The 22,291-nt window shown below is 73.4% G+C and carries 15 protein-coding genes and 1 pseudogene; 6 read left to right on the top strand and 10 right to left on the bottom strand.

The window, feature by feature from the left end:
• The first annotated feature begins 114 nt into the window (after window positions 1–114).
• On the top strand, window positions 115–1,452 hold the full coding sequence (locus tag RIU97_RS36855) for a helix-turn-helix domain-containing protein (protein WP_404961820.1): 1,338 nt from the start codon (window positions 115–117) through the stop codon (window positions 1,450–1,452).
• 15 nt (window positions 1,453–1,467) lie between these two features.
• Here RIU97_RS36855 and RIU97_RS36850 read toward each other — a convergent pair whose 3' ends face one another.
• From RIU97_RS36850 to RIU97_RS36835, 4 genes are all read right to left on the bottom strand, one after another.
• Window positions 1,468–3,309, bottom strand: a complete 1,842-nt coding sequence (locus RIU97_RS36850; RefSeq protein ID WP_404961819.1) for an APC family permease — start codon at window positions 3,307–3,309, stop codon at window positions 1,468–1,470.
• A 39-nt stretch (window positions 3,310–3,348) separates the two neighbouring features.
• Window positions 3,349–4,779 carry a helix-turn-helix domain-containing protein gene (locus tag RIU97_RS36845; RefSeq protein ID WP_404961818.1) on the bottom strand — a complete coding sequence of 477 codons (1,431 nt, stop codon included), beginning with the start codon at window positions 4,777–4,779 and terminating at the stop codon, window positions 3,349–3,351.
• A gap of 160 nt (window positions 4,780–4,939) precedes the next feature.
• Window positions 4,940–5,395 carry a (2Fe-2S)-binding protein gene (locus tag RIU97_RS36840; RefSeq protein WP_404961817.1) on the bottom strand — a complete coding sequence of 152 codons (456 nt, stop codon included), beginning with the start codon at window positions 5,393–5,395 and terminating at the stop codon, window positions 4,940–4,942.
• Between the two features lie 38 nt (window positions 5,396–5,433).
• Window positions 5,434–7,800 (bottom strand): molybdopterin cofactor-binding domain-containing protein, encoded by a 2,367-nt coding sequence (locus RIU97_RS36835; RefSeq protein WP_404961816.1) that lies wholly within the window; start codon window positions 7,798–7,800, stop codon window positions 5,434–5,436.
• Between the two features lie 487 nt (window positions 7,801–8,287).
• On the opposite strand from RIU97_RS36835, the gene RIU97_RS36830 reads away from it, so the two are divergent.
• Window positions 8,288–9,709, top strand: coding sequence for a PP2C family protein-serine/threonine phosphatase (locus RIU97_RS36830; protein WP_404961815.1), 1,422 nt, complete (start codon window positions 8,288–8,290; stop codon window positions 9,707–9,709).
• 164 nt (window positions 9,710–9,873) lie between these two features.
• Here RIU97_RS36830 and RIU97_RS36825 read toward each other — a convergent pair whose 3' ends face one another.
• Window positions 9,874–11,361 carry a hypothetical protein gene (locus tag RIU97_RS36825; RefSeq protein WP_404961814.1) on the bottom strand — a complete coding sequence of 496 codons (1,488 nt, stop codon included), beginning with the start codon at window positions 11,359–11,361 and terminating at the stop codon, window positions 9,874–9,876.
• 230 nt (window positions 11,362–11,591) lie between these two features.
• Between RIU97_RS36825 and RIU97_RS36820 the strand changes: the two genes are divergently transcribed.
• The 3 genes from RIU97_RS36820 to kstD all read left to right on the top strand — a co-directional run bounded on the left by RIU97_RS36820 (window position 11,592) and on the right by kstD (window position 15,212).
• Window positions 11,592–12,716 carry an aminoglycoside phosphotransferase family protein gene (locus RIU97_RS36820; protein ID WP_404961813.1) on the top strand — a complete coding sequence of 375 codons (1,125 nt, stop codon included), beginning with the start codon at window positions 11,592–11,594 and terminating at the stop codon, window positions 12,714–12,716.
• Window positions 12,717–12,899: 183 nt separating this feature from the next.
• Window positions 12,900–13,292, top strand: coding sequence for an MmcQ/YjbR family DNA-binding protein (locus RIU97_RS36815; protein WP_404961812.1), 393 nt, complete (start codon window positions 12,900–12,902; stop codon window positions 13,290–13,292).
• 126 nt (window positions 13,293–13,418) lie between these two features.
• On the top strand, window positions 13,419–15,212 hold the full coding sequence (kstD, locus tag RIU97_RS36810; protein ID WP_404961811.1) for a 3-oxosteroid 1-dehydrogenase: 1,794 nt from the start codon (window positions 13,419–13,421) through the stop codon (window positions 15,210–15,212).
• 35 nt (window positions 15,213–15,247) lie between these two features.
• Here the strand turns inward: kstD and RIU97_RS36805 are convergent, their stop codons facing one another.
• Both RIU97_RS36805 and RIU97_RS36800 read right to left on the bottom strand, forming a co-directional pair.
• A complete protein-coding gene (locus RIU97_RS36805) occupies window positions 15,248–15,748 on the bottom strand; it encodes a hypothetical protein (RefSeq protein WP_365473909.1) in 501 nt (166 codons plus the stop codon).
• A gap of 87 nt (window positions 15,749–15,835) precedes the next feature.
• Window positions 15,836–16,324, bottom strand: coding sequence for a maleylpyruvate isomerase N-terminal domain-containing protein (locus RIU97_RS36800; protein ID WP_404963066.1), 489 nt, complete (start codon window positions 16,322–16,324; stop codon window positions 15,836–15,838).
• Window positions 16,325–16,452: 128 nt separating this feature from the next.
• Between RIU97_RS36800 and RIU97_RS36795 the strand changes: the two genes are divergently transcribed.
• A complete protein-coding gene (locus RIU97_RS36795; protein ID WP_404961810.1) occupies window positions 16,453–18,093 on the top strand; it encodes a PKD domain-containing protein in 1,641 nt (546 codons plus the stop codon).
• Window positions 18,094–18,111: 18 nt separating this feature from the next.
• Here RIU97_RS36795 and RIU97_RS36790 read toward each other — a convergent pair.
• From RIU97_RS36790 to RIU97_RS36780, 3 genes and pseudogenes are all read right to left on the bottom strand, one after another.
• A pseudogene (locus tag RIU97_RS36790) lies at window positions 18,112–20,981 on the bottom strand (ATP-binding protein).
• A gap of 149 nt (window positions 20,982–21,130) precedes the next feature.
• On the bottom strand, window positions 21,131–21,538 hold the full coding sequence (locus RIU97_RS36785; RefSeq protein ID WP_404961809.1) for an ACT domain-containing protein: 408 nt from the start codon (window positions 21,536–21,538) through the stop codon (window positions 21,131–21,133).
• A 504-nt stretch (window positions 21,539–22,042) separates the two neighbouring features.
• The gene (locus RIU97_RS36780; protein ID WP_374778183.1) at window positions 22,043–22,270 is read right to left on the bottom strand and encodes a DUF397 domain-containing protein; all 228 of its coding nucleotides are present in this window, start codon (window positions 22,268–22,270) and stop codon (window positions 22,043–22,045) included.
• Between the last annotated feature and the right edge of the window lie 21 nt (window positions 22,271–22,291).

The following is a 22,291-nucleotide window of genomic DNA, read 5'->3' as shown; positions in this document are numbered from 1 at the left end:
ATCGCGTGAGGCACATCGATTGATCACTGCAGGTGCAGTGCTTCGCTCACGGTAGCGGATGCGCCCACCACGGGCCCTCCCCACCGTCCCCTCCCCCGTGTCAGGCTGCCCGTCATGGAGCGGATCATCGAGGAGATACGCGAGGACCTGTCCCGCCGGATCGCCGTCGCGGCGGACCGGCTCGCCGACCGGACGCTGACGGAGGACCCCGCCTACGCCGCCCTGCTCGGCCGGGCCGAGCTGCGCGAGCGGATCCACCACCACCTGCGCCAGGCCGTCGAGGGCCTGGTCCGCAGCTCGCGGGGCCTGCCAGTCGAACTCGCCGACGCCCGGGCGGCCGGCGCGCTGCGGGCCGAACAGGGGCTGCCGCTCGCCTCCCTGCTGCGCACCTACCGGCGCGGCGGCCGGGTGCTCTGGCAGACCCTCACCGAGGCCGTGGCCGCGCACGACCGGGCGGCGCTGCCCCGGCTGCTGCCGGGCGCGACCACGTTGTGGGACGTACTGGACCAGATGACGGACGCCGTCACCGAGGCGTACCGCCGCACCGAGGCCGCGCGCGCCGACCGTGACCGGGAGCGCCGGGCGGCCCTGCTGGACGTCCTGCTGGACGGGGCGGCCGACAGCGGCGGGCCGACGGCCGCGGAGGCCGCGGCGCGGCTGGGCCTGCCGGAGCGGGGCCGGTTCGCGGTGGTCGTGGTGGGGTCCGGCTGCGAGGTCCTGTCCGCGGGCCCGGCCGCGGGCCCGGCCGCCGGCCCGGCCGCCGGACAGGGCGACGCCCCCGCTCCGCGCGTGCTGTGGCGGGTCCGGGCCGACGGGGAGATCGGCCTGGTGGAGCTGGGCCACCATCCGCTGGAGTCCGTACGGGAGCTGCTCGCGCCGCTCGGCCTGCGCGCCGGGGTCAGCCCGGTCGTCGGCGCGGCGGCCGAACTGGCCGGGGCGCACCGGCTGGCGGCCCTGGCGCTGCGCACGGCTGCGGAGTCCGGCGGTCCGCGCACGGCGCTGCTGGACGAGCGGCTGCCGGCTGCGCTGGTCGCCGCCGAGGCCGAACTCGCCGGCCGGCTGCGGCAGGTGGTGCTGGGGCCGGTGCTCGCGCTGCCCGTCGAGGACCGGCGCACCCTGCTGACCACCCTCGGCACCTGGCTCGCCTGCCAGGGCTCGACCACGTACGCCGCGCAGCGGCTGTACTGCCACCGCAACACCGTCTCCAACCGGCTGCGCCGCCTGGAGCAGCTCACCGGCCGTTCTCTCACCGACCCGCGGCACGTGGTGGAACTGGCGCTGGCGCACGCGGCGGTGGTCCAGCACGCCGCGGCCCGGCACGCCGCTGCCCAGCACGCCGCCGCGGGCCGGCACGCCGCCGGGGAGCCGCCTACCCCTCCTGCCGGGCGGGCTGCGCGGACTTCGCCGACTCCAGCAGGTACGGCACGTCGATCACCGCGACGCCCGGCGTGAACAGCAGCCGCGCCTTCAGCCGCAGGGCGTTCTATTGTGCAGCGGCTGTTCCCACCAGTGGCCCACGACGTACTCGGGGATCACGACCGACAGCACGTCCGTGGCGGAGTCCGCGGTCAGTTCCTGCACGTGGGCCATGATCGGGGCCACCACCTCGCGGTACGGCGAGTGCAGGATCTTCAGGGGCAGGCCCGGATCGTGCGCCGCCCAGGTCTCCCGCAGCCGGGCCGCCTCCCCCTCGTCCGCGGCGACGGTGACCGCCGTCAGGGTGTCGGGGCGCAGCCCCTGCGCGTAGCCGATGGCCTTGAGCGTGGGCGCCTGCACGGCGGCGACCAGGACCAGGACGTGGTGGCGGGCCGGCTTGCGCGGTTTGGCGTCGGGGGCCACGGAGACCTGCCGGGCGACCTGCTCGTAGTGGCGGCGTACGCCCTTCATGCCGAGGAAGAGCAGCGGCATGGCGATGACGACCAGCCACGCCCCGTGCGTGAACTTGGTGAGCAGGACGATGACCAGGACGAGGGCGGTCAGGGAGGCGCCGACCGCGTTGATGGCGCGCCTGCGGTGGATGTGGACGCGCTCCTCGCGCGGGGTGGCGGGCGAGTCGAGCTCCTTGCGCCAGTGCCGGACCATGCCCGCCTGGGAGAGCGTGAAGGAGACGAAGACGCCGATGATGTAGAGCTGGATGAGGCGGGTCAGCTGGGCGTCGAAGGCGACGATGAGGGCGATCGCGGCGAGTGCGAGGAGGACGACGCCGTTGGAGTAGACGAGCCGGTCGCCGCGGTTGGCGAGCTGGCGGGGCGCGTACCGGTCCCTGGCCAGGATCGAGGCGAGCATCGGGAAGCCGTTGAAGGCGGTGTTCGCCGCGAGGATCAGCACGCCGGCGGTGACGGCCTGGAGCAGGTAGAAGAGGAAGTGCCAGCTGCCGAAGGTGGCGCGGCCGATCTGGGCGAGGGCGGTGGAGGTCGCGGTGCCGGGCGGAAGGCCCAGTTCGGTGGGGTCGGCCGCGACGTGCACCTGATACGACATGGCCAGGGCCGTGATGCCCATGAACATCGTGACCGAGAGCGCGCCCATCGCGGCGAGCGTGGTCGCCGCGTTCCTGGCCTTGGGCTTGCGGAAGGCGGGGACTCCGTTGCTGATCGCCTCGACGCCGGTGAGGGCGGTGCAGCCGGAGGCGAAGGCGCGCATCGCGAGGAACACCAGGGCGATTCCGGTGTAGGTGCCTTCCGCGGTGATGGGCAGGTGGGCGGACTCGGCGCGGATGGTGTCGCCGGTCCCGAGGCGTACGGCGGCGACGGCGAACATCAGGTAGATGACGAGGACGAAGCCGTAGGTGGGGATGGCGAAGACGCGGCCCGACTCCCGTACACCGCGCAGGTTCATCAGGGTGAGCAGCACCACGAAGGCGACCGACAGGGCCACTTCGTGGTCGTTCAGCGAGGGGACGGCGGAAGTGATGGCGGAGACGCCGGAGACGACGGAGACCGCGACGGTCATCACGTAGTCGACGAGCAGGGCGCTCGCTGCGGTGAGCGCGGCGCTCTGCCCGAGGTTCTCCGCGCTGACGACGTACGCGCCGCCCCCGCCGGGGTACGCGTGGCAGGTCTGCCGGTAGGAGGCGACGACCACCACGAGCAGGAAGACGATGGCGGCGGCCGCGTACCAGGTGAGGTGGAGCAGTGCGACGCCGCCGAGGGCCAGGATCAGCAGGATCTCCTCCGTGGCGTACGCCACCGAGGAGAGCGGGTCGCTGCAGAAGATCGGCAGGGCGAGCCGTTTGGGCAGCAGGGTCTCGCCCAGGCGCGCGGTGTCGAGGGGTTCACCGACGAGCACGCGTTTCGCATTGATTCGCCTCATTGGGGCATGATCGTCGATACCTTTCGCCGATCATCCCTTTTACTGCTTGTGTCCCCCTGTGAGCTCCTCCGCCCGGTGAGCCAGCCAGAGGTCGTACCGGGCGCTCGGGGACTGGAGCAGGGAGCGCTCCAGCAGCACCTCGATGCGGGTCAGCCGCTTGCGGGCGCCCGGGACGGAGACGCCCAGGGCCGCTGCCGCCGGACCGAGTTGCGCGTCGTGCGCCAGCCAGGCGCGGACCGTGGCGCGCGCGCCCGAAGGGGCGTCCGGTCCGCTCAGCGCGCTCAGCTGGGCGCGGGCCCAGGCGGTCACGCGCGGATCGCGCAGCACCGCGTCGAGACCGGGGGCGGCCACCGCGGCCGCGCCGTTCCCCCGCCACGCTCCCGGGGTCAGCCTCAGCGCCAGCGAGAGCGCCGCCTGGTCCCCGAGGCGCGCGAGGTCCAGCCCGAGCAGCCCCTCGACCAGCCGGAGCCTCGCGGCGAGGGTGTTGCGGTGGATCTTCAGCAGCCGCCTGGCGTGCGAGGTGAAGTTCAGCCAGGCGTGGGCGGTGGCGCGCAGTTCCTGGCCGCCGGGGTCCTGGGGGCGCCGGGGCTCGTACGCGTGCAGGGGCGCGAGCAGGGCCTCGGCCCAGCCGGCCCCTGCCTCGTGCGCGGCGAGCACCAGCTCGGGGCCGGGCCCGAAGCGGGCGTGCCGCTCGCCCCGCTCCCGGGCCACGGCCAGCGCGTGGAAGGCCTGGCTGTAGGCGGCCGGTGCCTCGCGCAGGCGCAGCTCCCCGCTGACCCCGACCGTGGAGTCCGGGGCCACCGCCACCAGTGCCGCGGCGAGGGGGTCGTGGTCGGCGGACACCGCCGCCGGGCCGGCCGGGACGAGCACGATGAGGTGGCGTACGTAGACCGGGCAGCGCACGATCCAGGCCCGGCCGGCCGTCAGCTCCTCGCACAGCCGGCCCACTTCGGTCCGCTGACCGGTGCGGCATTCGACGACGTACATCCGCATCGGCTCGGGCAGCGAGGGCCCCAGCGCCTCGGCGATCTGGTGGGCGGTGGAGAGCCGCCCGTTCATCAGCAGGTGCAGCACCGCCTCGCGAGCCCGCGACTCGGCCAGCGCGGCCCGATCCTCCCGCCGCCCGGCCTCCTCGGCGCGCAGGACGAGGGCGAGCGGTACGGCGGCGTCCGCGAGCAGCGTGGCGGCGTCGGGGTGGTGCGGCCGCTCCAGTACGGCGGCCAGCGCGCGCCCGCCGTCCAGCGCGAACAGCAGGGTGGCGGAGCCGGGGTCGTGCAGGACGGCCGACCGCACGCCCCGGGCGGTCAGTTCGGCGGCGCCCCGCACGGCGGCCTCCGGCCCCCCGCCCTGTGCGGCGTCCACCACCCCGGTCCATCCGCCGAGGCGGGTGGAGAGCCACTCCAACAGGGCGGCCGACCCCCCGGAGTGAGCGAGCCGGTGCAGCTTGAGGACGTCGTCGGTCCGGGACACCGGCGCATTCAACCATCCGCCGCTCACTGTGCGCTGTGATACCCGTCTCGGCCGGTCACTGTGCACGGCGCACCCTGCCAACGGACGCCGGACCGCGTACGTTTGGCGGCGAGCGGCCGGATCCCGGCATTCACGGGGGAAGACCGGGATCCGCCGCCGCTCACATCCTGGCGGCCGCGCTGCGGATGGCCTCGCGGATGCGGAAATACGTACCGCAGCGGCAGATGTTGGCGATGGCGTCGATGTCCTCGTCCGTGGGCTCGCTGGTGCGCTTGAGCAGGGCGACGGCGGCCATGATCTGGCCGGGCTGGCAGAAGCCGCACTGGGCGACGTCCTGTTCGAGCCAGGCCTCCTGGACGGGGTGCAGGTCGTCCCCGTCCGCCAGCCCCTCGATGGTGGTCACCGACCTGCCCGCGCACGCGGAGACGGGCACCACGCACGGGCGGACGTCGACGCCGTCGAGGTGGCTGGTGCAGGCCTTGCAGACGTCCACCCCGCAGCCGTACTTGGGCCCGCGGACGCCCAGCAGGTCGCGGAGCACCCACAGCAGGGGCAGATCGTCGGGCGCGTCCACGGTGACGCTCTGCCCGTTGACGGTGAAGGTGTGCGAGGGCACGGCGTACTCCTGGATCCGGACCGGCGAGGGGGGCGGGGCTAGCGGGGATAAGGGGTGAAGTCGACGTCGAAGTCGAGGGGGAAGCTGCGCGGCTTGGAACCGGTGGCCCGGGCCCACGCGTTGGCGATCGCGCCGACCGCGGCGGGGACGCCCAGCTCGCCCGCGCCGCCCGGCTCCTCGCCGGTGGCCGGCAGCACGAAGACCCGTACGTCACGCGGGGTGTCCCGCTGCTGCGCCCAGTGGAACTGGCTGTAACTGCCCTCCAGCGGCAGTCCCTTGTCGAGGTGCAGCCCGGCGCGCAGGGTGGTGGAGATGGCGTCGGTGAGACCGCCGATCATCTGCGCCTCCAGCCCGCGCGGGTTGACCGGCAGGCCCACGTCCACGGCGATGACCGCCTTGGTGACGCGGACGTGTTCCGGGTCCCGGGTGTCGATCTCGACGAGGCACGCGGTGCGGGACTTGTACTCCTCGTGGAAGGCGATGCCCTGCGCGCAACCCGCCTCCATCGGCCGCCCCCACTCCCCTTCCGTGGCCACCTTGTCGAGTACGGCGCGCTGGGCGTCGGTCTTCAGGAAGGTGCGGCGGAAGCGGTACGGGTCCCGGCCCGTCCGGGCGGCGAGCTCGTCGACCACGATCTCCTCGGCTCCGCGCGTGTTGGCGGAGTACACCGAGCGCCAGGATCCGGTGGGGATGCCGGTGGGCACCTCGGTGAGCGCCTGGGTGGTGAGCCCGAAGTGGTACGGGGACTTCACCGTGGTCAGGAACAGGGTCTGGGCGAGGGTGGCGTTGCCGATCCCCAGCGGCAGACTCGCCGCGGTGGCGGTGATGATCTCGCCGAGCCCGTGCCGGAAGTCGGTCTCGGCGGCGGCGACCCGGTGCTCGAAGCTGAGGACCTCGCCCAGCAGGTGGGTGGCCCGGATCTTGTGGTGGGTCGCGGGACGCATCCGGCCGTGCCGGGTGTCGTCGACGCGGGTCCACATCAGCCGGACCGGGCGGCGGCAGGCCTTGGAGACGCGGGCGGCCTCCAGGGCCGCGTCGAAGAAGAGCCGCCGGCCGAAGGAGCCGCCGGCCTGGACCACGTGCACCTTCACCTTGTCCAGGGGCAGGCCGAGGTCGGCGGCGATGGTCTCGCGGGCCACGATCGGGGACTTGAGCCCGGACCAGATCTCGGCGCGGTCGTCGCGGACGTCGGCGATGGCGGAGTTGGTCTCCATCGGGGCGTGGCTGACGAAGGCGAAGTCGAACTCGGCGTCCACGTACGGGGTCAGCAGCGGCGGCACCAGCAGCGGCGGGGTGGCGGCGCGCAGCTTGGCGCGGATCTGGGTGTCGGACAGCTGGTCGGCGAGGCCGGGCCCCCAGGTGACCTGGAGGGCGGACTTGGCGGTGATGGCCTGCCCGAAGGTCTCGGCGACGACGGCGACCCCCGTCGGGACGGTCACCACGTGCAGGACGCCGGGCATGGCCCGGACGGCGGCGAGGTTGGTGACGGTGCGGACGGTGCCGCCGAGGGTGGGCGGGCGGCGCACCACGCAGGGCTTGGCGCCGGGCACGTCGAGGTCGAGGGTGTACCGCTGGGCGCCGGTGACCATGGCGCGGGCGTCGACCCGGCTGGTGGGCCTGCCCACGAGCGTGTGCTTCGCCGTCTTCTTGGGGGTGGCGCCCAGCACGATCAGGCCGGGGTCGGCGGCGGCCGCGGCGAGGGAGCCGTAGTCGGCGGTGCGGCCGTCGGTGGCACGGACGGCGCCGTTCGCGGTGGTCAGTGACCCCGCGGAGAGGCCCCAGCGGCGGGCGGCGGCCGCGACGAGGCGGGCCCGGGCGGTGGCCGCGCACTGGCGGACCGGCCCGTAGAGGGAGCGGATCGAGTTGGAGGATCCGGTGAGCTGGTTGAAGAGCAGCTCGGGCCGCGCGTCGTCCAGCTCCACGCGTACGTCGGCGAGGGGCGCGTCGAGTTCCTCCGCGACCAGCATCGCCACCGCGGTGGTGAGGCCCTGGCCGACCTCCTCGCGCGGCAGCCGGAAGCGGATGGTTCCGTCCGCCTCCACGGCGAGCGCCAGCAGGGCGGAGGTGGGCGCCCCGGCCAGGATGAACAGGTCGCCGAGGTCGATCAGGTCGGCGATGGCGGGCAGGGACGGCACCACGGCGTGGGCGGGATGCGGGGCGAGCGCGTCGGCGCCGGCGCGGGTGACGAGGGCGAGGGTCGGCGCGGCCACGAGGTAGGTGAGGAAGGAACGGCGGCTCTGTCCGGCGGGGCGGCCCTGCCCGGCGGCGCCGTCCCGAGGCGTGACGTGGTCCTGGACCCGGGCGTCGTCCTGAGCCCCGGCGTTGTCCTGAGCCCCGGCGTCGTCCTGAGCCCCGGCCCGAACCGTGTCGTGCTCCCGCCCGGCGGCGTGGCTGTGCCGGCTCATGTTCGTTGTGTCCCCACGCTGCGCGGGCCCGCCCGCACGGACCTCCCCCGGTTCATTACCGGCACGTAGGGTAGCGACCCGGGGGTGCGCTGGGAAGCCCGGGCTCCGCATCGACTCGCGGCAGGGGGTCCTCCGTTCGGGGGTATCGCGTGGGCCGCGTTGATCCGGGACCGGTACGAGTGCCACCGCGGGCCGAAGTCGTACACCTCGGCCGTACGATCGAGCGGCGGCGGGCGGAGCGAAGGTTTCCGGCCGCCGCCACCACCGCCTTCCGGCTCCGACCGGCTGGTGCCGGTCCCGCCCAGCCGAAGGCCGTTGACCGGATTCGTTCGCACACGAAATGGGGCCCGGAAGGCCTGCGGCATATACCACAAGCAAGAACGTCGCGGATGTTGCCAAACGCCTTACACGCCGTCGCGCCCTGTGCAACAGTCGTTACCGGTCCTTCCTTCAGACTTGGCCGTGCCGCGCCTGTATCGGAGTTCTCATGCCGTCCCACCTGTTCGCGGACCGTTCCGCGCAGCCGCCAGAGCCGGGGTCGGTGGACGCGCTGATCTCCCAGACCCGGCGGCTGCGGGGAGAAGTTGACGCGGTCCGCCGCGACACCGTCGTGGACGACGACGACGCCCAGGGCCGCTGGCAGCGCGCACTGTGCGATCTCGCCGTCCACCACCTCGACGACCTCGGCGAGCACCTCGGCCAGCTCAAAGAGGGCCTGCCGTCGGTGCCCGAGACCGTCGAGCTCCCGCAGGCGGCCCCCGAGGCCGGGCCCGAGGCCCACACCCGCGTCGGCAGCGCCGAGTGGAACCTGCTGACGGACGAAGTCAGCTGGTCCGACGAGCTGTTCCAGATCTTCGGGCGCTCGCCCGAAGCGGGCGCGCTCCCCCTCGACGAACTGGGCTCCACCCTGTTCTCCGAGGACCAGCCGCTGCTCACCGCGTGGGTCACCGCCTGCCTGGTGGACGGCAAACCGATCGACGGCGAGTTCCGCATCGTCCGGGCCGACGGCCGCGTCCGGACGCTGCACATGAGGGGCGAGCCGGTACTCGACTCCGACGGCTGTACGGCCTCCATGTGGGCCGTGCTGCGCGATGTGAGTGAACTGCGCCGGAGCCAGCGTGCGGTGCGCGAGTCCCGTGACTCGCTGCAGCGCCAGCGGGAGATCGCGCAGACCGAGCACCGGCTGGCGGTCGAGCTGCAGGAAGCCGTGCTCCCCCCGTGGCGCGGCTCCCTGCGGTTCCCGCACAGCAACGCGGGCACGCTGGACGTGGCCGCCCACTATCTGCCGTCCGCGACCAGCGCGCTGATCGGCGGCGACTGGTACGACGCGCTCGAACTCCCCGACGGACGCTCGATGCTGACGGTCGGTGACCTGACCGGGCACGGGGTGACCGCCACCTCCGGGATGGCGATGATGCTGGGCGCCCTGCGCGGGATGGCCATGGCGGGGATCGAGCCCGGCCCGCTGATGGGCTGGCTCAACCAGCTTCTGGAAACCTCCGTGCAGCCGGCGCTCGGCTCTGCCGTGTGCTGCCGCTACGATCCCGCGCGCCGGGTGCTGTCCTGGGCGCAGGCGGGCCACCCGGCCCCGCTGCTGTTCCGCCGCGGGTCGGGCCGGGGCCTCCTGCCGCCGGAGGGCGTCCTGCTGGGCGCGACGTCCGGAGCCTCGTACGGGCAGGCCGAGGAACGGCTCGAAGTGGGCGACCTGCTGGTGCTGCACACGGACGGACTGACCCCGCGCAGCATCGAGTTCAGCCGGGCCGACGGGACCGAGCGGCTCCTGGCGCTCGCGCCGCGCTTCGCGGCGGCGCGGTCGGCGCAGGACTGCGTGCGGATCGTGATCGAGGAGTTCGGCGAGAGCGAGCGGGAGGACGACGCCTGCGTGCTCGTGGCCCGGGTGGGCGGATAGCGGGCACGCCGCCCGAACGGGTCTCACGGCCGTACGGGTTCCGGGCCGCACAGCTCCAGGACAGTACGGGTTCAGGGCCGCGCCGGAAGGCGCGGCCTTTCTCGTCTCCGTACAAGGATGCTGCGGCCATGCGGGGCGGACGGGCTGCGGGGGCCGGCGTACGACTACACCCCCGTGGCGCGCGGCGCCGGGCTGTCCGGGAGGGCCAGCTCGATCTCCTGCCGCAGGTCCTCGATGCGCGGGTAGCCCGAGTACTGGGCGGTGAGCCGGTACATCTCGCGCAGCCGGTCCCAGGTCCGGTGCGAGGAGGTCTCGTTCATCGAGACCAGGGCCAGGCGTGCGTAGCGGTCGGCCTGTTCGGGCTCGTCGGCGATGAAGCAGGCCGAGGCCATGGAGATGTAGTCGAAGATCTGCGAGCGCTGGTAGCCCTCGCCGCGCAGCCGCAGGGCCTCCCTGGCGTGGCGCGCGGCGATCGGCGCCGCCGCTGCGTCGTGGTCGGCGAGGGTGCGGTAGGCGAGGGCCTGCATGCCGTGCAGGTCGGCCTCGTCGAAGTGCTGCATCCAGCTCGGCGGCGGCACGTCGCCCTTGTCGGAGACGAACAGTTCCTCCGCCTCGCCCAGGGTGCGGCGCATGGCCTGGCCCTTGCCCATGGCGGCCTGCGCCCAGGCTTCGATGGTGTGGAGCATGGCGCGGGTGCGCGGCAGGGTCTGCTCGCCCGAGCCCGACTGGGCGAGCTTCATCAGGTCCAGGGCCTCGTTCGGCTTGCCCAGGTGGACCATCTGGCGGGCGGCGCGGGACAGCGCCTCGCCGGCGCGCGGCCGGTCGCCGCCCTCGCGGGCCGCGTGCGCGGCGATGACGAAGTACTTCTGCGCCGTGGGCTCCAGGCCCACGTCGTGGGACATCCAGCCCGCGAGCACGGCCAGGTTGGCAGCCACCCCCCAGAGCCGCCGCTGGAGGTGGTCGGGGTGGTGGTAGGCGAGCATCCCGCCCACCTCGTTGAGCTGCCCGACGACGGCCTTCCGCTGGAGACCGCCCCCTCTGGAGGCGTCCCAGGCACGGAACACCTCGACGGAGCGCTCCAGGGCCTCGATCTCCTGGGAGCCGATGGGGGCCGCCTCGTAGCGGTCGTATCCCGCGGGATCGGCCTGGAAGGCCCCCCCGAAGTGCCGCGCCTCCTTCGCGAGGGCGGGGTCGGTGTGCAGCCAGTCGTACATGGCGTTGCTGAGGGCGGAGCCGGCGGTGAGCACGGCGCCCGCGCCCATCAGACCGCGACGGTTGAGCATGAGGTCCATTCCCGTGAATTCGGTGAGGACCGCGGCTGTGCGTTCGGGCGCCCACGGCATCCCGTCGGGGTTCTCACGAGCCCCTTCCGGCTGCCGTCTGGAGGTGCGCCGCTGCCGTACGAACCCGAGGTCCTCGATGGTCACGACACGACCGAGCCGCTCGGTGAACAGTGCTGCCAGTACCGTGGGCACCGGTTCGCGCGGGGTCTCCCCCATGTCGATCCAGCGCCGCACCCGCGAGGTGTCGGTGGCCAGCTGGGGGTGGCCCATGGCCGCCGCCTGCCGATTGACCATCCTCGCGAGTTCGCCCTTCGACCAGCCGGCCAGGCCGAACAGGTCGTTCAAGCGGGTGTTTGGACCTTTGCTCACGTCAAGCCCCCAGGTTCTCGGCTGAGTTGACAGTAGCCCCCCGTCAGATGCCCAGCGACTATTCGCCAGGCTTCGCCAGGGCACGCCCGATGGTTCGCCACCTTGCGCCGGGTGTCAGGTAGGAATGCGCCTCCCCGACCCGGTCACCGGCGGAACTCCCCAGGGCGAAGCAGGGGATCCGGCGGGGCGGCGTACGCAACTCGTCGGCGCACGAAGGGATCCGTATCACCATGTACGCAGCAACGTCCTCCGTGTCCGCACCGGTCCGGCCGCACCGCACGCTCCCCGCGGGCGGCGGCCCCTACCTCGAACCCGGCCGCCCGTCGGCTGCGGTGCAGGGCACCGTCCGGGCGCGGCGCATGCCGGGCACCGGGTCCCAGCCCGTCAGTGGAAGAATCGACCTCTCGGGGCCGCAGGGGGCGCAACTGCGCACCGCTCTCGCCTCGGTGCAGCGGATCTGTCCGGAGTTCGCGCCGGTCCAGGTGCTGCGGCGCAGCGGACGGTCCGTCCTCCTGGTCGGGACCACCGGGCGGATGACCGCCGTCGCGAAGGTTTTACTGGACCACTCGCCGGAGTGGCGCGAGCGCTACCGGCACGAAATAGCGGCGTACCGGACGTTCGTCCGGCACCGCCCGCCGGTCCGGGTGCCGCGGCTGATCGCCGCCGACCCCGAGAACTGCACGCTGGTGGTGGAGCGGATGGCGGGCCGGGTCGCGGCCCTGCAGCGGCACCCGGTGGAGCCGCCGCCGCGGGTGGACCTGCGGGCGGCCCTCGGCGCGGTGTGCCGGGTCAACCAGTGGCGGCCGCCGGCCGAGCTGTTCGGAACCCCGATGAACTACGCGCGGCGGATCGCCCGCGACTACGAGTTGGGGCTGCTGACCGACCGGGACCTCGGCGACCTGCAGAAGCTGCTGCACAGTGTGAAGCTGTCGGGCACGGCGCTGCAGTTCAACCACGGTGACGCGCTGCTGTCGAACCTGCTGCTGTCCCCGGCCGGTCCGGTGCTGCTCGACTGGGAGCACGCCGGCTGGTACCTGCCGGGCTACGACCTGGCCACGCTGTGGGCGGTGCTGGGCGACGCCCCGGCCGCCCGTGCCCAGATCAGCCGGCTCGCCCAGTCGGCCGGTCCGGCCGCGCGGGACGCCTTCCTGGTCAATCTCATGCTGGTGCTGACCCGGGAGATCCGGATGTCCGAGACGGCGGTGCAGCGCTCGATGCTGGCGACCGCCCCGACCCAGCCGCTGCCGGCGGGCTCCCTGTCCTCCGGGGAGGAGCAGCGGCTGCTGCTCCGCCGCCTGCACGACGACGCCGGAATGGCGCGCAGGGCGGTCCGCGCGGCGGTCGGCACGCGCTGACCGCTCCCGCGCCCCATGTACGCGAAGTCCCGTGGCCCCCACCGCCACGGGACTTCGCTCGTTCGCGGGTGCGCAGGCACCGGGGGCGGGGCGCGGGCGCTGCGCCGCCCGCGCGGCGCGGTCTTGCCCCGAATGTCCCGACGGGCTCGGTTAGCGTGGGGAGACGATCGACGGGAGGCGCTGATGAAGTCCGGAGTGCGCAAGTGGGAGGCGGTGCGGGAGTTCGCCCTCGGCCTTCCGGAGGCCGTGGAGGATCATCCGTGGGGCCCCGAGGACCGCGTGATGAAGGTGAACAAGAAGATCTTCGTCTTCCTGGGGAACACCGACGGGCCGGGGCAGCCCGGCCTGTCCGTCAAGCTCAAGGACGAGGCGCTGCACGGGCACGCCATGGCCTCGCCCGGAGCGGAGCCCACCGGATACGGTCTGGGCCGCTCCGGCTGGGTGTCCGTCCCGCTGGCGGAGAAAGGGGCGCCCTCGGTGCAGGTGCTGTGCGAGTGGGTGGAGGAGAGCTACCGCACCGTGGCTCTCAAGCGGCACGTGAGGGAACTGGACGCCCGGATCCAGGCGGAGGGCTGAGGTCTCGGTCTTGTCCCCGGGCGCCGGATGCCTTGACATCACATGATCCCCCGAAGACCTTTTCTGACTCAGCATCAGACGTGCTGGAGCCGATCCCCGCCCTCCCCACACCGCTGGAGCCTGCCCATGTCCGCAAGCGCTTCACGCACCTCCCCCGGAACCCGCCCGTCGAGACGTACGGTCCTCGCCGGTACGGGCGCCGGGGTGCTCGCCGCCACCGTGCTCCCCTCCGCCCCGGCCCGGGCCGCCGGCGCCCAGGACGGCCCCCCGCTCGGCGAGTTCGACGTCGTCGTGGTCGGTTCCGGGGCTGCCGGGATGACCGCCGCGCTCACTGCCGCCAAGCGGGGGCTGAGCGTGCTGGTCGTCGAGAAGGCCCCCACCTTCGGCGGATCGGCCGCCCGTTCCGGGGCTGGCATATGGCTGCCGAACAATTCGGTGATCCTGGGCGCGGGAGTGCCGGACACCCCGCAGAAGGCGGCGACGTACCTCGCGGCCGTGGTCGGACCGGAGGTGCCGGCCGACCGCCAGGCCGCCTTCCTCGCCAACGGTCCGCGGATGCTGGACTTCGTGATGGCCAACAGCCCGCTCAAGTTCCGTTTCATGGAGGGGTACAGCGACTACTACCCCGATCTGCCGGGCGGGCTGCCGAACGGCCGGTCCATCGAGCCGGACCAGATCGACGGCAACGTCCTCGGCGCCGAACTGGCCCGCCTGAACCCGGCGTACATGCCCGTCCCCGCCGGGATGGTGGTCTTCAGCCAGGACTACAAGTGGCTGAACCTCGCGGCGGTGAGCGCCAGGGGGCTCGCGGTGTCCACCGAGTGCCTGGCGCGCGGCACGAAGGCGGCGCTGTGCGGGGAGAAGCCGCTGACGATGGGCCAGGCCCTGGCGGCCGGGCTGCGCGCCGGACTGCAGCGGGCGGGGGTGCCGGTGTGGCTGAACAGCCCGCTGGTCGACCTGGTCCAGGAGGGCGGTGCGGTCACCGGTGTGGTGGTGGAGAAGGAGGGCGTACGGGGGACCGTACGGGCCCGGCGCGGGGTGGTCGTCGGCTCGGGCGGCTTCGAGCACGACGCGGCGATGCGGGCGCAGTACCAGCAGCAGCCGATCGGCACCCAGTGGTCGGTGGGCGCGAAGGAGAACACCGGGGACGGGATCCGGGCGGGGCAGCGGGCGGGGGCCGCGCTGGCCCTGATGGACGACGCCTGGTGGGGGCCGTCGATCCCGCTGCCCGGGGAGCCGTACTTCTGCCTCGCCGAACGGACCCTGCCGGGCGGGCTGATCGTGAACGCGAACGGCGCGCGATTCGTCAACGAGGCGGCGCCGTACAGCGATGTCGTGCACGTGATGTACGAGAAGGACCGGGGCGCCACCGGTTCGCACATCCCGGCGTGGCTGATCGTGGATCAGAACTACCGCAACAAGTACCTGTTCAAGGACATCCTGCCGACGCTCGTCTTCCCCGATGCCTGGTACCAGGCGGGCGCGGCGAAGAAGGCGTGGACGTGGGACGCGCTGGCGGGCCAGATCGGGGTTCCGGCGGGCGCGCTGCGGGCGACGCTCAACCGGTTCAACGCACAGGCGTGGAGCGGGACCGACTCCGACTTCCACCGGGGCGACACGGCCTACGACCACTACTACACGGACCCGAACGTGCATCCGAACTCGTGCCTGGCTCCGATCTGGGCCCCGCCGTTCTACGCGTTCAAGATCGTGCCGGGGGACCTCGGGACGAAGGGCGGCATCGTGACGGACGCCCGGGCCCGCGCCCTGCGGGCGGACGGCTCGGTGATCCGGGGCCTGTACGCGGCGGGCAACGCGAGTGCGGCGGTGATGGGCCACAGCTACGCGGGGGCCGGGTCGACGATCGGGCCCGCGATGACGTTCGGCTACGTGGCGGCGAACGACATCGCGGACGTGTGACGGCCCGCGGAAGGGGTGAGCGCTAAGGAGACGGTCTAGCCCTGCTGGAAGAGCTCGGCGGGGAGCGGCTTCAGGAGCGCGTAGAGGTCATCGGTGATCGGGCGGTCCCAGCTGGCGATGGTCACCAGCACGTTGTCACTGCGGTCGAACTGGACGCAGGAGATGCGGGACTCCGACAGCTTGATCTTCCGGACGATGAGGAGGTTGTCGCCCTGCATGACGGGGCAGTCCTCGACGCCGGTGACCTCGACGTCCTCGTCGTTCTCCAGGGCGTCGAGGAGCTGGGCCACCTCGAAGGGGACCTCACCGTCGGAGAGGTCCCGGGCCGGGGAACCCTCGGGGAGGTTACCGATGATCATCGCGGGGCCGCGTCCGCCGAACAGGTCGTAGCGGAGGAAGACACCCTGGCAGCTGCCGTCGGGCGCGGGCAGCAGCCCGGCCCCGAGATTGCCCGGCCAGTCCCCCGGGTCCATGGCGAGGACGTCGAAGTCCGGGCCGGCGGGTGTGGCGGCGCGGTGGCGGCGGAGGAAGGACATGCCGCCATGGTACGTGGCCGCACGGGTTTTCCGGCCCGGGGGCCCGCATCCCGGCGCCGCCCGGGCCGGGCGCGCCGGACCGGCCGGTCAGACCGGGGGAACCAGGGTGAACCAGTGCGGGAGCAGGGTGGCGTCGCCACCGGTGACGCGCAGGGCGGTGGCGGGCAGCCGTCCCCAGAGGAAGAGGGCGAGGTCCGAGGCCGTCCCGGCGGTCTCGACGTCCGCCGGGGCGGTGGGGCCGGGCTCCGGGGCGGGGCCGCACTCCAGCAGGACCTCGTCCGCCGCGAAGACGACCGTCCAGGTTTCCGGTCCGTCGGTACTCCGGAAGCGGTACCGCTCGCCCGTACCGGACGGCGCCGCCTTCCACGAACGGCGTGCCGGGGCCATCACCTCGAAGGTCTGGGTGACGGCGTCCGCCGCGACGCCCGGGACGAGGGGGCCCGGGGCGCCCGTCGCGGATTGCGCGTCCCAGCGGTGGACGGCCAGCTCGATCAGCTGCATCCGCAGCCAGAAGCCCGAGGTCTGCTCGGCCGACCAGGTCCACACCGGGGTGTCCGGTCCCAGCTCGTCGAACAGCTGCGCCAGCTCCCTGGGAGCCGGCGGGTACGAGCCAATGCCATGGAAATCGGACGGCCATGTAATCTGATCATGACTATCTGAACAGGTTCAACAACACTGGGGGGCCGGTGTACCGTCACCGTGTCATGATCTCCGCCGCCGTCGTCGCGGCAGCCGTCGGTCTCGTCGTACCGAGCGCGGCCCATGCGGCCGAGCCGGCCGCGAACCACACGCAGGACGCGGGCGAGAAGCTCGCGACAGCCGTGGAGGAGGCGACGAAGACCGCCACCTTCAGCAGCCCGCCCGAGCGGTCCGTCCGTACGACCCCTGCCACTGCGTCGGCCGCCGAGGGCACGCCGGCCGCGGCCTCGGACCACTATGTCGGTCTGGTCACCACCGGATCGGGTGCGCGCACCATGGCCCTCTCCACCTGGGTCGCGAGCGAGAAGCTCGATGCGTTCACGGTGACCGTCGACTGGGGCGACGGTCACACGGCGAGTCCCGGGATCTCCCTCACGGACGAGTTCCTGCGCTTCAAGCACACGTACGCCAAGGTCGGTACCCACAAGATCACGGTGACGGCGACCGACACGCTGACCAAGACGACCGTCACCAACAGCGTGGACATCGTCGTGGCCGGCTCCGACTTCACCCCGCACGCGCCCACCCGGCTGCTGGACACCCGGGACGGCACCGGGACCTCGTCGTCCCAGCCCGTCGCCCCGTACGGAACGACCCGGGTGAAGGTCGGGGGCACCAGCGGCATCCCCGAGGGGGTGACCGCCGTGGCCCTCAACATCACCGCGACCGGCGCCGCCGCCGACGGGCATATCGCCGCTTACGCGTCCGGCACCGAGCAGCCGACGACGTCGAACGTCAACTTCACCGCAGGGCGGTCCGTTCCGAACCTGGCGATCGTGCCGGTCGGCGCGGACGGTTACGTCGAACTGGTCAACCGCAGCCCTGGCTCGGTGAACCTGATCGCGGACGTCACGGGCTACTTCGCCCGTTCCGCCTCCAGCGGCTACACCCCCATGGACCCGTTCCGTCTCGTCGACACCCGGGACGGCAAGGGCACCGCCAAGGGCCAGGTCGCCGGGCAGGGCTCCTTCGGCGTCCAGGTCGCGGGCCAGGGCGAGCTGCCGGCCGCGGGCATCACGGCCGTCGCCCTCAACGTCACGATCACCGCCCCCAAGGACTCCGGCCACCTGACCGTCTTCCCGAGCGGGCAGCAGGCTCCGATCACGTCGAACGTGAACTTCACCGCCGGCCAGACGGTCGCCAACTCGGTGATCGTGCCGGTGGGCCCGGACGGCAAGATCAACATACGCAACGGCTCCTGGAGCCCGACCGACGTGATCGTGGACGTGACCGGCTACTACAGCGCCGACGGCAAGGCCGCCTACCTGCCGCTCGCGCCGGAGCGCCTGCACGACTCCCGGAAGTTCTTCTGGCCTGTCGACGGCCAGGACTACCGGTACCAGACGCTGTTCGAGCCCAACGTCACGCTCGCGGGCGCGGTGATGAACGCCACCGTCACCAACACGGAGGGCAGCGGCCACCTCACGGTCGCCCCGGACCCGAACACCCGGGAGCAGTACGGCCAGAGCAAGGCCATCACGCCGACCCCGCCGAACTCCTCCAACCTGAACTGGACGAAGGGCGAGACCGTCTCGAACCTGGTCCAGGCGAGCGCCGGCAAGAACGACATCGTCGACTTCTGGAACCGTGGCTGGGAGCGCACCGACCTGATCATCGACCTGTTCGGCGTGTACGCCAAGAACTGACGGGCATCCCCTGAAGGCCTACGGTGCGTAGGCCTTCAGGGCGGCCGGCAGGCCCGGGACGTCGGTGCCGAGCTTGCGGCAGGCCGCGGACAGGGCCCAATCCGGGTCCTGTCCGGGGCGGCCGGAGCCGTCCGGGGCGGGCCTGCCCGCCGCCCGCCGCGCCGCCCGGAGCTCCTCCTCCGTGAGCCCGTCCTGCGTGGGCCCGTCTTCCTCGTCCTTCCCGTCCGGACCGCACGGCAGGGTGCCGCCCAGCCCGAGCAGGGTGTCGGTCGCCCGGGCCACCAGTCCGTCGGCCCCGCAAGCCCGGGCCGTCACCACGGCACGCGCCAGCAGGTCCACGTCCCGCAGTTCGGTGCCGAGCGCGGCCAGGGCGCGGGCCAGTTCGTAGCCCGCCGGTGACTCCGCGAGCAGCGCGACCGCCTCCTCCAGCAGCCCGGCCCGGTCCTCCGGTGCCGCGACCTCGGCCGCCACCCGCAGGGCCTGGCCGATGCCCGAAGGGGCGCCGAAAGCCCGGGCCCGCCGCACGGCGTCGCCGGCCAGGGCGCGCGCCCGGTGCGGATCGTCCGCCGCGACGGCCCGGGCCAGGTGCAGCTGCCACGGGCACCACGCCGGATTCTGTATGCCGCGCGGGGTCAGCCGCCGGTCGACCTCCTCCAGTGCGGCGACCGCCGCCCGTACCTGGCCGCGGGCGAGCAGCAGTTCGGCGTAGACGGTCTGGGAGTCGGGGAAGACCACGGCCGCCGGGAAGGGCCTGCCGTACTCGTGCTCCCGCCCCAGCTCCCAGGCCTCGTCGACCCGGCCCGCGCGAGCAGCGTCGTGAGGAGGATGGCTATGGCGTACCAGTGCACGGGGGTGCGCCGGCCCACGCGTTCGGCCAGCCGCAGCCCGGCCCGCGCCAGGTCCTCGGCCTCGGCGAGCCGCCCGCGCCGGTGGAGGACGTAGGCGCGCAGGCTGTACGCGAAGGAGAGGTGCGCCCCGCGCCAGCCCTGCCGTTCGAACTCGGCGGTGCCCGCTTCGAACAGCTGCTCCGCCCGTCCCGGCCGGTCGGCGTACATGTGGGCCATCGCGACCAGGACCGGGACCTCGAAGCCGCGGTCCTCGTGGGCCCAGCTGAAGGACCGCTCAAGCACCCGTCCCGCGTGGTGCAGCACCACGTCCACCGGCTCTCCCCGCAGGCAGGCGTCCCAGGCGCGCAGCCCGATGACGTACCGCTCGGTGAGGTCGCGGCCGGTCAGCCGGTCGGCGAGCCGGGCGAGGCGCCGCGAGCGGGCCGGGGAGTCGGTCTCCGCGGCGTTGAAGGCGTCCCACATGAACTGCTCGGACTGCAGGCGCAGCCGGGCGCGGACGTCCTGGGTGTACGGGATCTCCCGGGCGAGGGATTCCGAGGCCTCGGCGAGGCGGTCGCTGTGCGAGAGCACCTGGGCGAGCCGGATGACGATGCCCTGGCGCAGGGCCGGGTCGTCGAAGGGCTCGGCGAGGGCGGCCCGCAGGTGGTTGACGGTGTTGGCGGGCTCGGTGAGCAGGGAGGCGCAGCCGAGTTCGTACAGGACGGCCGCGCGCTCGTCGAAGTCCGGTGGTTCGCGCAGCGCGCGGGCGAGCTGGCGGCGGGCGGCCTCGGGTGCGCCGGCGCGGAGGTTCTCGCCGGCGGCCTCGCGGAGGATGCGCACCACCCAGGGGTCGTTCTCGGGGTGGGTCTCCAGCAGGTGCCGGGCGGCTGCGGAGGGTCCGAGTCCGGCGTCGACGACGGCTGCGGCGGCCTTGCCGTGGAGGGCGACGCGGAGTGCGTCGGGGATGGCGCGGTAGATGCCGGTGGCGATGAGCGGGTGGACGAACTCCAGCCCCGTGTCGGGCTCTTCCGTGGCGGCGGACAGGATGCGCGCGTCGCGCAGCCGCCCGGTGGCGTCCACGGCCTCCTCGTGGCCGAGGGCGGCGACCCGGGCGGCGAGGTCCTGCGGGATCGCGGTGCCGAGGACGGCGCAGGCCCAGGCGAAGCGGACGGTGGAGGGGCCGAGGCGTTCGAGGCGGGCGACGAGGCCGCTGCCGCGCTGGGCGGCGGCGAGGTCGCGCAGCAGCGGGGCGTTCGTCTCGACCGGGGACAGGCCCTTGTCGCGGACCTTGGCGGCGAGTTCGACGGCCTCGAAGGGGTTGCCGGTGGTGACGGCCCATGCCTCCTGGCAGAAGCCGTCGTCGGCGTGGTCGCCGAGCCATTCGCGGACCAGGGCGGCCACGGCGGCCGGGGTGAGCGGCGCGAGGGGCAGCGGGCGCTGTCCCGCCCGGCCCGGCAGCGTACGGAAGGCATCGGCTTCCGCGGGCAGTTCGTCGGGGCGGTAGGCGACGACGAGGAGCAGCGGGAGGTGTTCGGCGCGCGGGGCGAAGGCGGCGAGCCAGCCGAGGGACTCGGGGTCGGCCCAGTGGGCGTCGTCGAGGACGAGCGTGACGGGGGCGCGTTTGACGACGAGGTGGGTGAGGACCCAGTCGAGTCCGTCGCGCAGGCCCTGGGGGTCGGGCGGGGCGCCCTGTTCGGGGGCGCACAGTCCGAGGGCCGGTCCGACGATGGAGTACCAGCTCCCGAGGGCCGCGCGCAGTTCCTGCTCGGAGGTGCCGGCCAGCTGGGGCTGGATCAGCTGGCGGGCGACGTGGAAGGGCTGGCTCTGCTCCTGTTCCCCGCCGCGGGCGGCGAGGACGGTGCAGGAGCGGGCGTGGGCGCGGCGGCGCAGTTCGGCGAGCAGGGTGGTCTTGCCGAGGCCGGCCGGGCCGGAGAAGGCGAGCAGCGCGCCGCCGGCGTCGGGTCCGGGACCGGTGAGCTGGTCCAGGGCCTCGTCGACGGTGGCGAGTTCGGCCTCGCGTTCGACCATCGTGCGCCGCATGCGGGTCCGGCGGTCCGCCATGGCTGGTACCCCCCAGGCCTGTTCGGAGCATCAGCGTACGCCCGCGCACAGGGCGAGGGATCCCACAGTGAGGAAAGAATCCGATCTTCTTTTCCGGCGGCCTTTCAGGGGGCCCTTCGGGGGTCGTTCGGGGGTCGTTCCGGGCCGTGTCAGTCCCGTGCGGAACGTGCCGCGAGGTCCTCCAGGACGGCCACGGCCTCGGCGGCCCGGTCGGCGGCCACGAACAGGTGGTCGTGGTGGTAGCCGGCGATGACGTTGCAGCTCAGGCCGTGCCGGCCGAGTTCGGTGGCGAAGGCCGCGGTGAGGCCGACGGCCTCGAGCGCGGAGTGGATCCGCAGGGTGATCCAGCCGGCGGTGTAGTCGTAGGCGAGCCCGGCGGCGTCGGCGTCCTCCTGTCGCAGGACCAGGGTGAGCCCCTCCCGCTCCAGAACGGTGGCGACGGGCGCGGTCCCGGCGGGCACGGTGCCCCCGGGGACGGTACAGAAGACGTACCGCCCCTCGTTCAACTCGGGCCGCATACCGCTCAGGAGCTTGCGCAGATCGTTCTCTCCACTCATGCCACCACCCTACTCATCATCCCGTTATGACCGATTCGGGCACCGGTCCACCGGTCGGCGGGAGGCAGGATCGGATGGGCAGCCGCTTCCGCCGGGGGGCCGGGAGTGTGCAGGGGCGCTCCCCGCAGGGCGCCGAACGCCATGTGCCCCGGCCCTCCGACCCCCGCCACGTTCGGCGCCCGAGGAGACGCCCCGGAGCGCGCCCGGATCGGCCCGGCCGACCCGGCCCGGGCCCAGTGGGCGGCGGCAGCAGCGGGTGACGGCGGCTCCTCGGGCGGGAGCTGCCGCGCCCGGGCGGTCGTTTCGGTGCGCCGGGCCGTCTACGAGGCGTCACCCTTTCGGCGATGATCGCGGGTGACAGGGGCCGCGGGCGGCCAGGGCCCCGGGGGGGGCGAGGGCTGCGGGTGCCCGGGCCGGGGCGGCAAGGGCCGCGGGCGGCCACCGGGCCGGCGGCTCCGCGCCCGGTGGTGCCGCGCCCGGTGGTGCCGCGCGTACGGTCTCGGTCTACGTCAGGTCGAACTCCCCGCCCCGGGCGTTCAGTACGAACTTGTGCCACTCGTCCGGCGTGAAGATCAGCGAAGGGCTCTCGGGGCGCTCGCTGTTGCGCATCGCAATGAAGCCCTCCACGAAGGCGATCTGGACATCACCCGCTCCCCGGCTGCTCGACTGCCAGTCCGCCTCGGTGAGATCGAGGTCCGGCTTGCCCCAGCCAGCGAGGGGCTGCGAAGTCATGCTCTCGGCCACGTGCGTGCT

Source organism: Streptomyces sp. 147326 (assembly GCF_045000215.1).
GTDB lineage: Bacteria > Actinomycetota > Actinomycetes > Streptomycetales > Streptomycetaceae > Streptomyces.
Note: the sequence above shows the minus strand (reverse complement) of the source record. Positions and strands in the feature narration are given on the sequence as shown.

Bases quoted from the DNA above. Each gene is read 5' to 3' on its own strand.
- RIU97_RS36785 (WP_404961809.1), bottom strand. From the start codon at position 21,538: ATGAGTGGAGAGAACGATCTGCGCAAGCTCCTGAGCGGTATGCGGCCC.
- RIU97_RS36805 (WP_365473909.1), bottom strand. From the start codon at position 15,748: ATGTCCTTCCTCCGCCGCCACCGCGCCGCCACACCCGCCGGCCCGGAC.
- RIU97_RS36850 (WP_404961819.1), bottom strand. From the start codon at position 3,309: ATGAGGCGAATCAATGCGAAACGCGTGCTCGTCGGTGAACCCCTCGAC.
- RIU97_RS36815 (WP_404961812.1), top strand. From the start codon at position 12,900: ATGAAGTCCGGAGTGCGCAAGTGGGAGGCGGTGCGGGAGTTCGCCCTC.
- RIU97_RS36795 (WP_404961810.1), top strand. From the start codon at position 16,453: ATGATCTCCGCCGCCGTCGTCGCGGCAGCCGTCGGTCTCGTCGTACCG.
- RIU97_RS36780 (WP_374778183.1), bottom strand. From the start codon at position 22,270: ATGACTTCGCAGCCCCTCGCTGGCTGGGGCAAGCCGGACCTCGATCTC.
- RIU97_RS36820 (WP_404961813.1), top strand. From the start codon at position 11,592: ATGTACGCAGCAACGTCCTCCGTGTCCGCACCGGTCCGGCCGCACCGC.
- RIU97_RS36835 (WP_404961816.1), bottom strand. From the start codon at position 7,800: ATGAGCCGGCACAGCCACGCCGCCGGGCGGGAGCACGACACGGTTCGG.
- kstD (WP_404961811.1), top strand. From the start codon at position 13,419: ATGTCCGCAAGCGCTTCACGCACCTCCCCCGGAACCCGCCCGTCGAGA.
- RIU97_RS36830 (WP_404961815.1), top strand. From the start codon at position 8,288: ATGCCGTCCCACCTGTTCGCGGACCGTTCCGCGCAGCCGCCAGAGCCG.
- RIU97_RS36855 (WP_404961820.1), top strand. From the start codon at position 115: ATGGAGCGGATCATCGAGGAGATACGCGAGGACCTGTCCCGCCGGATC.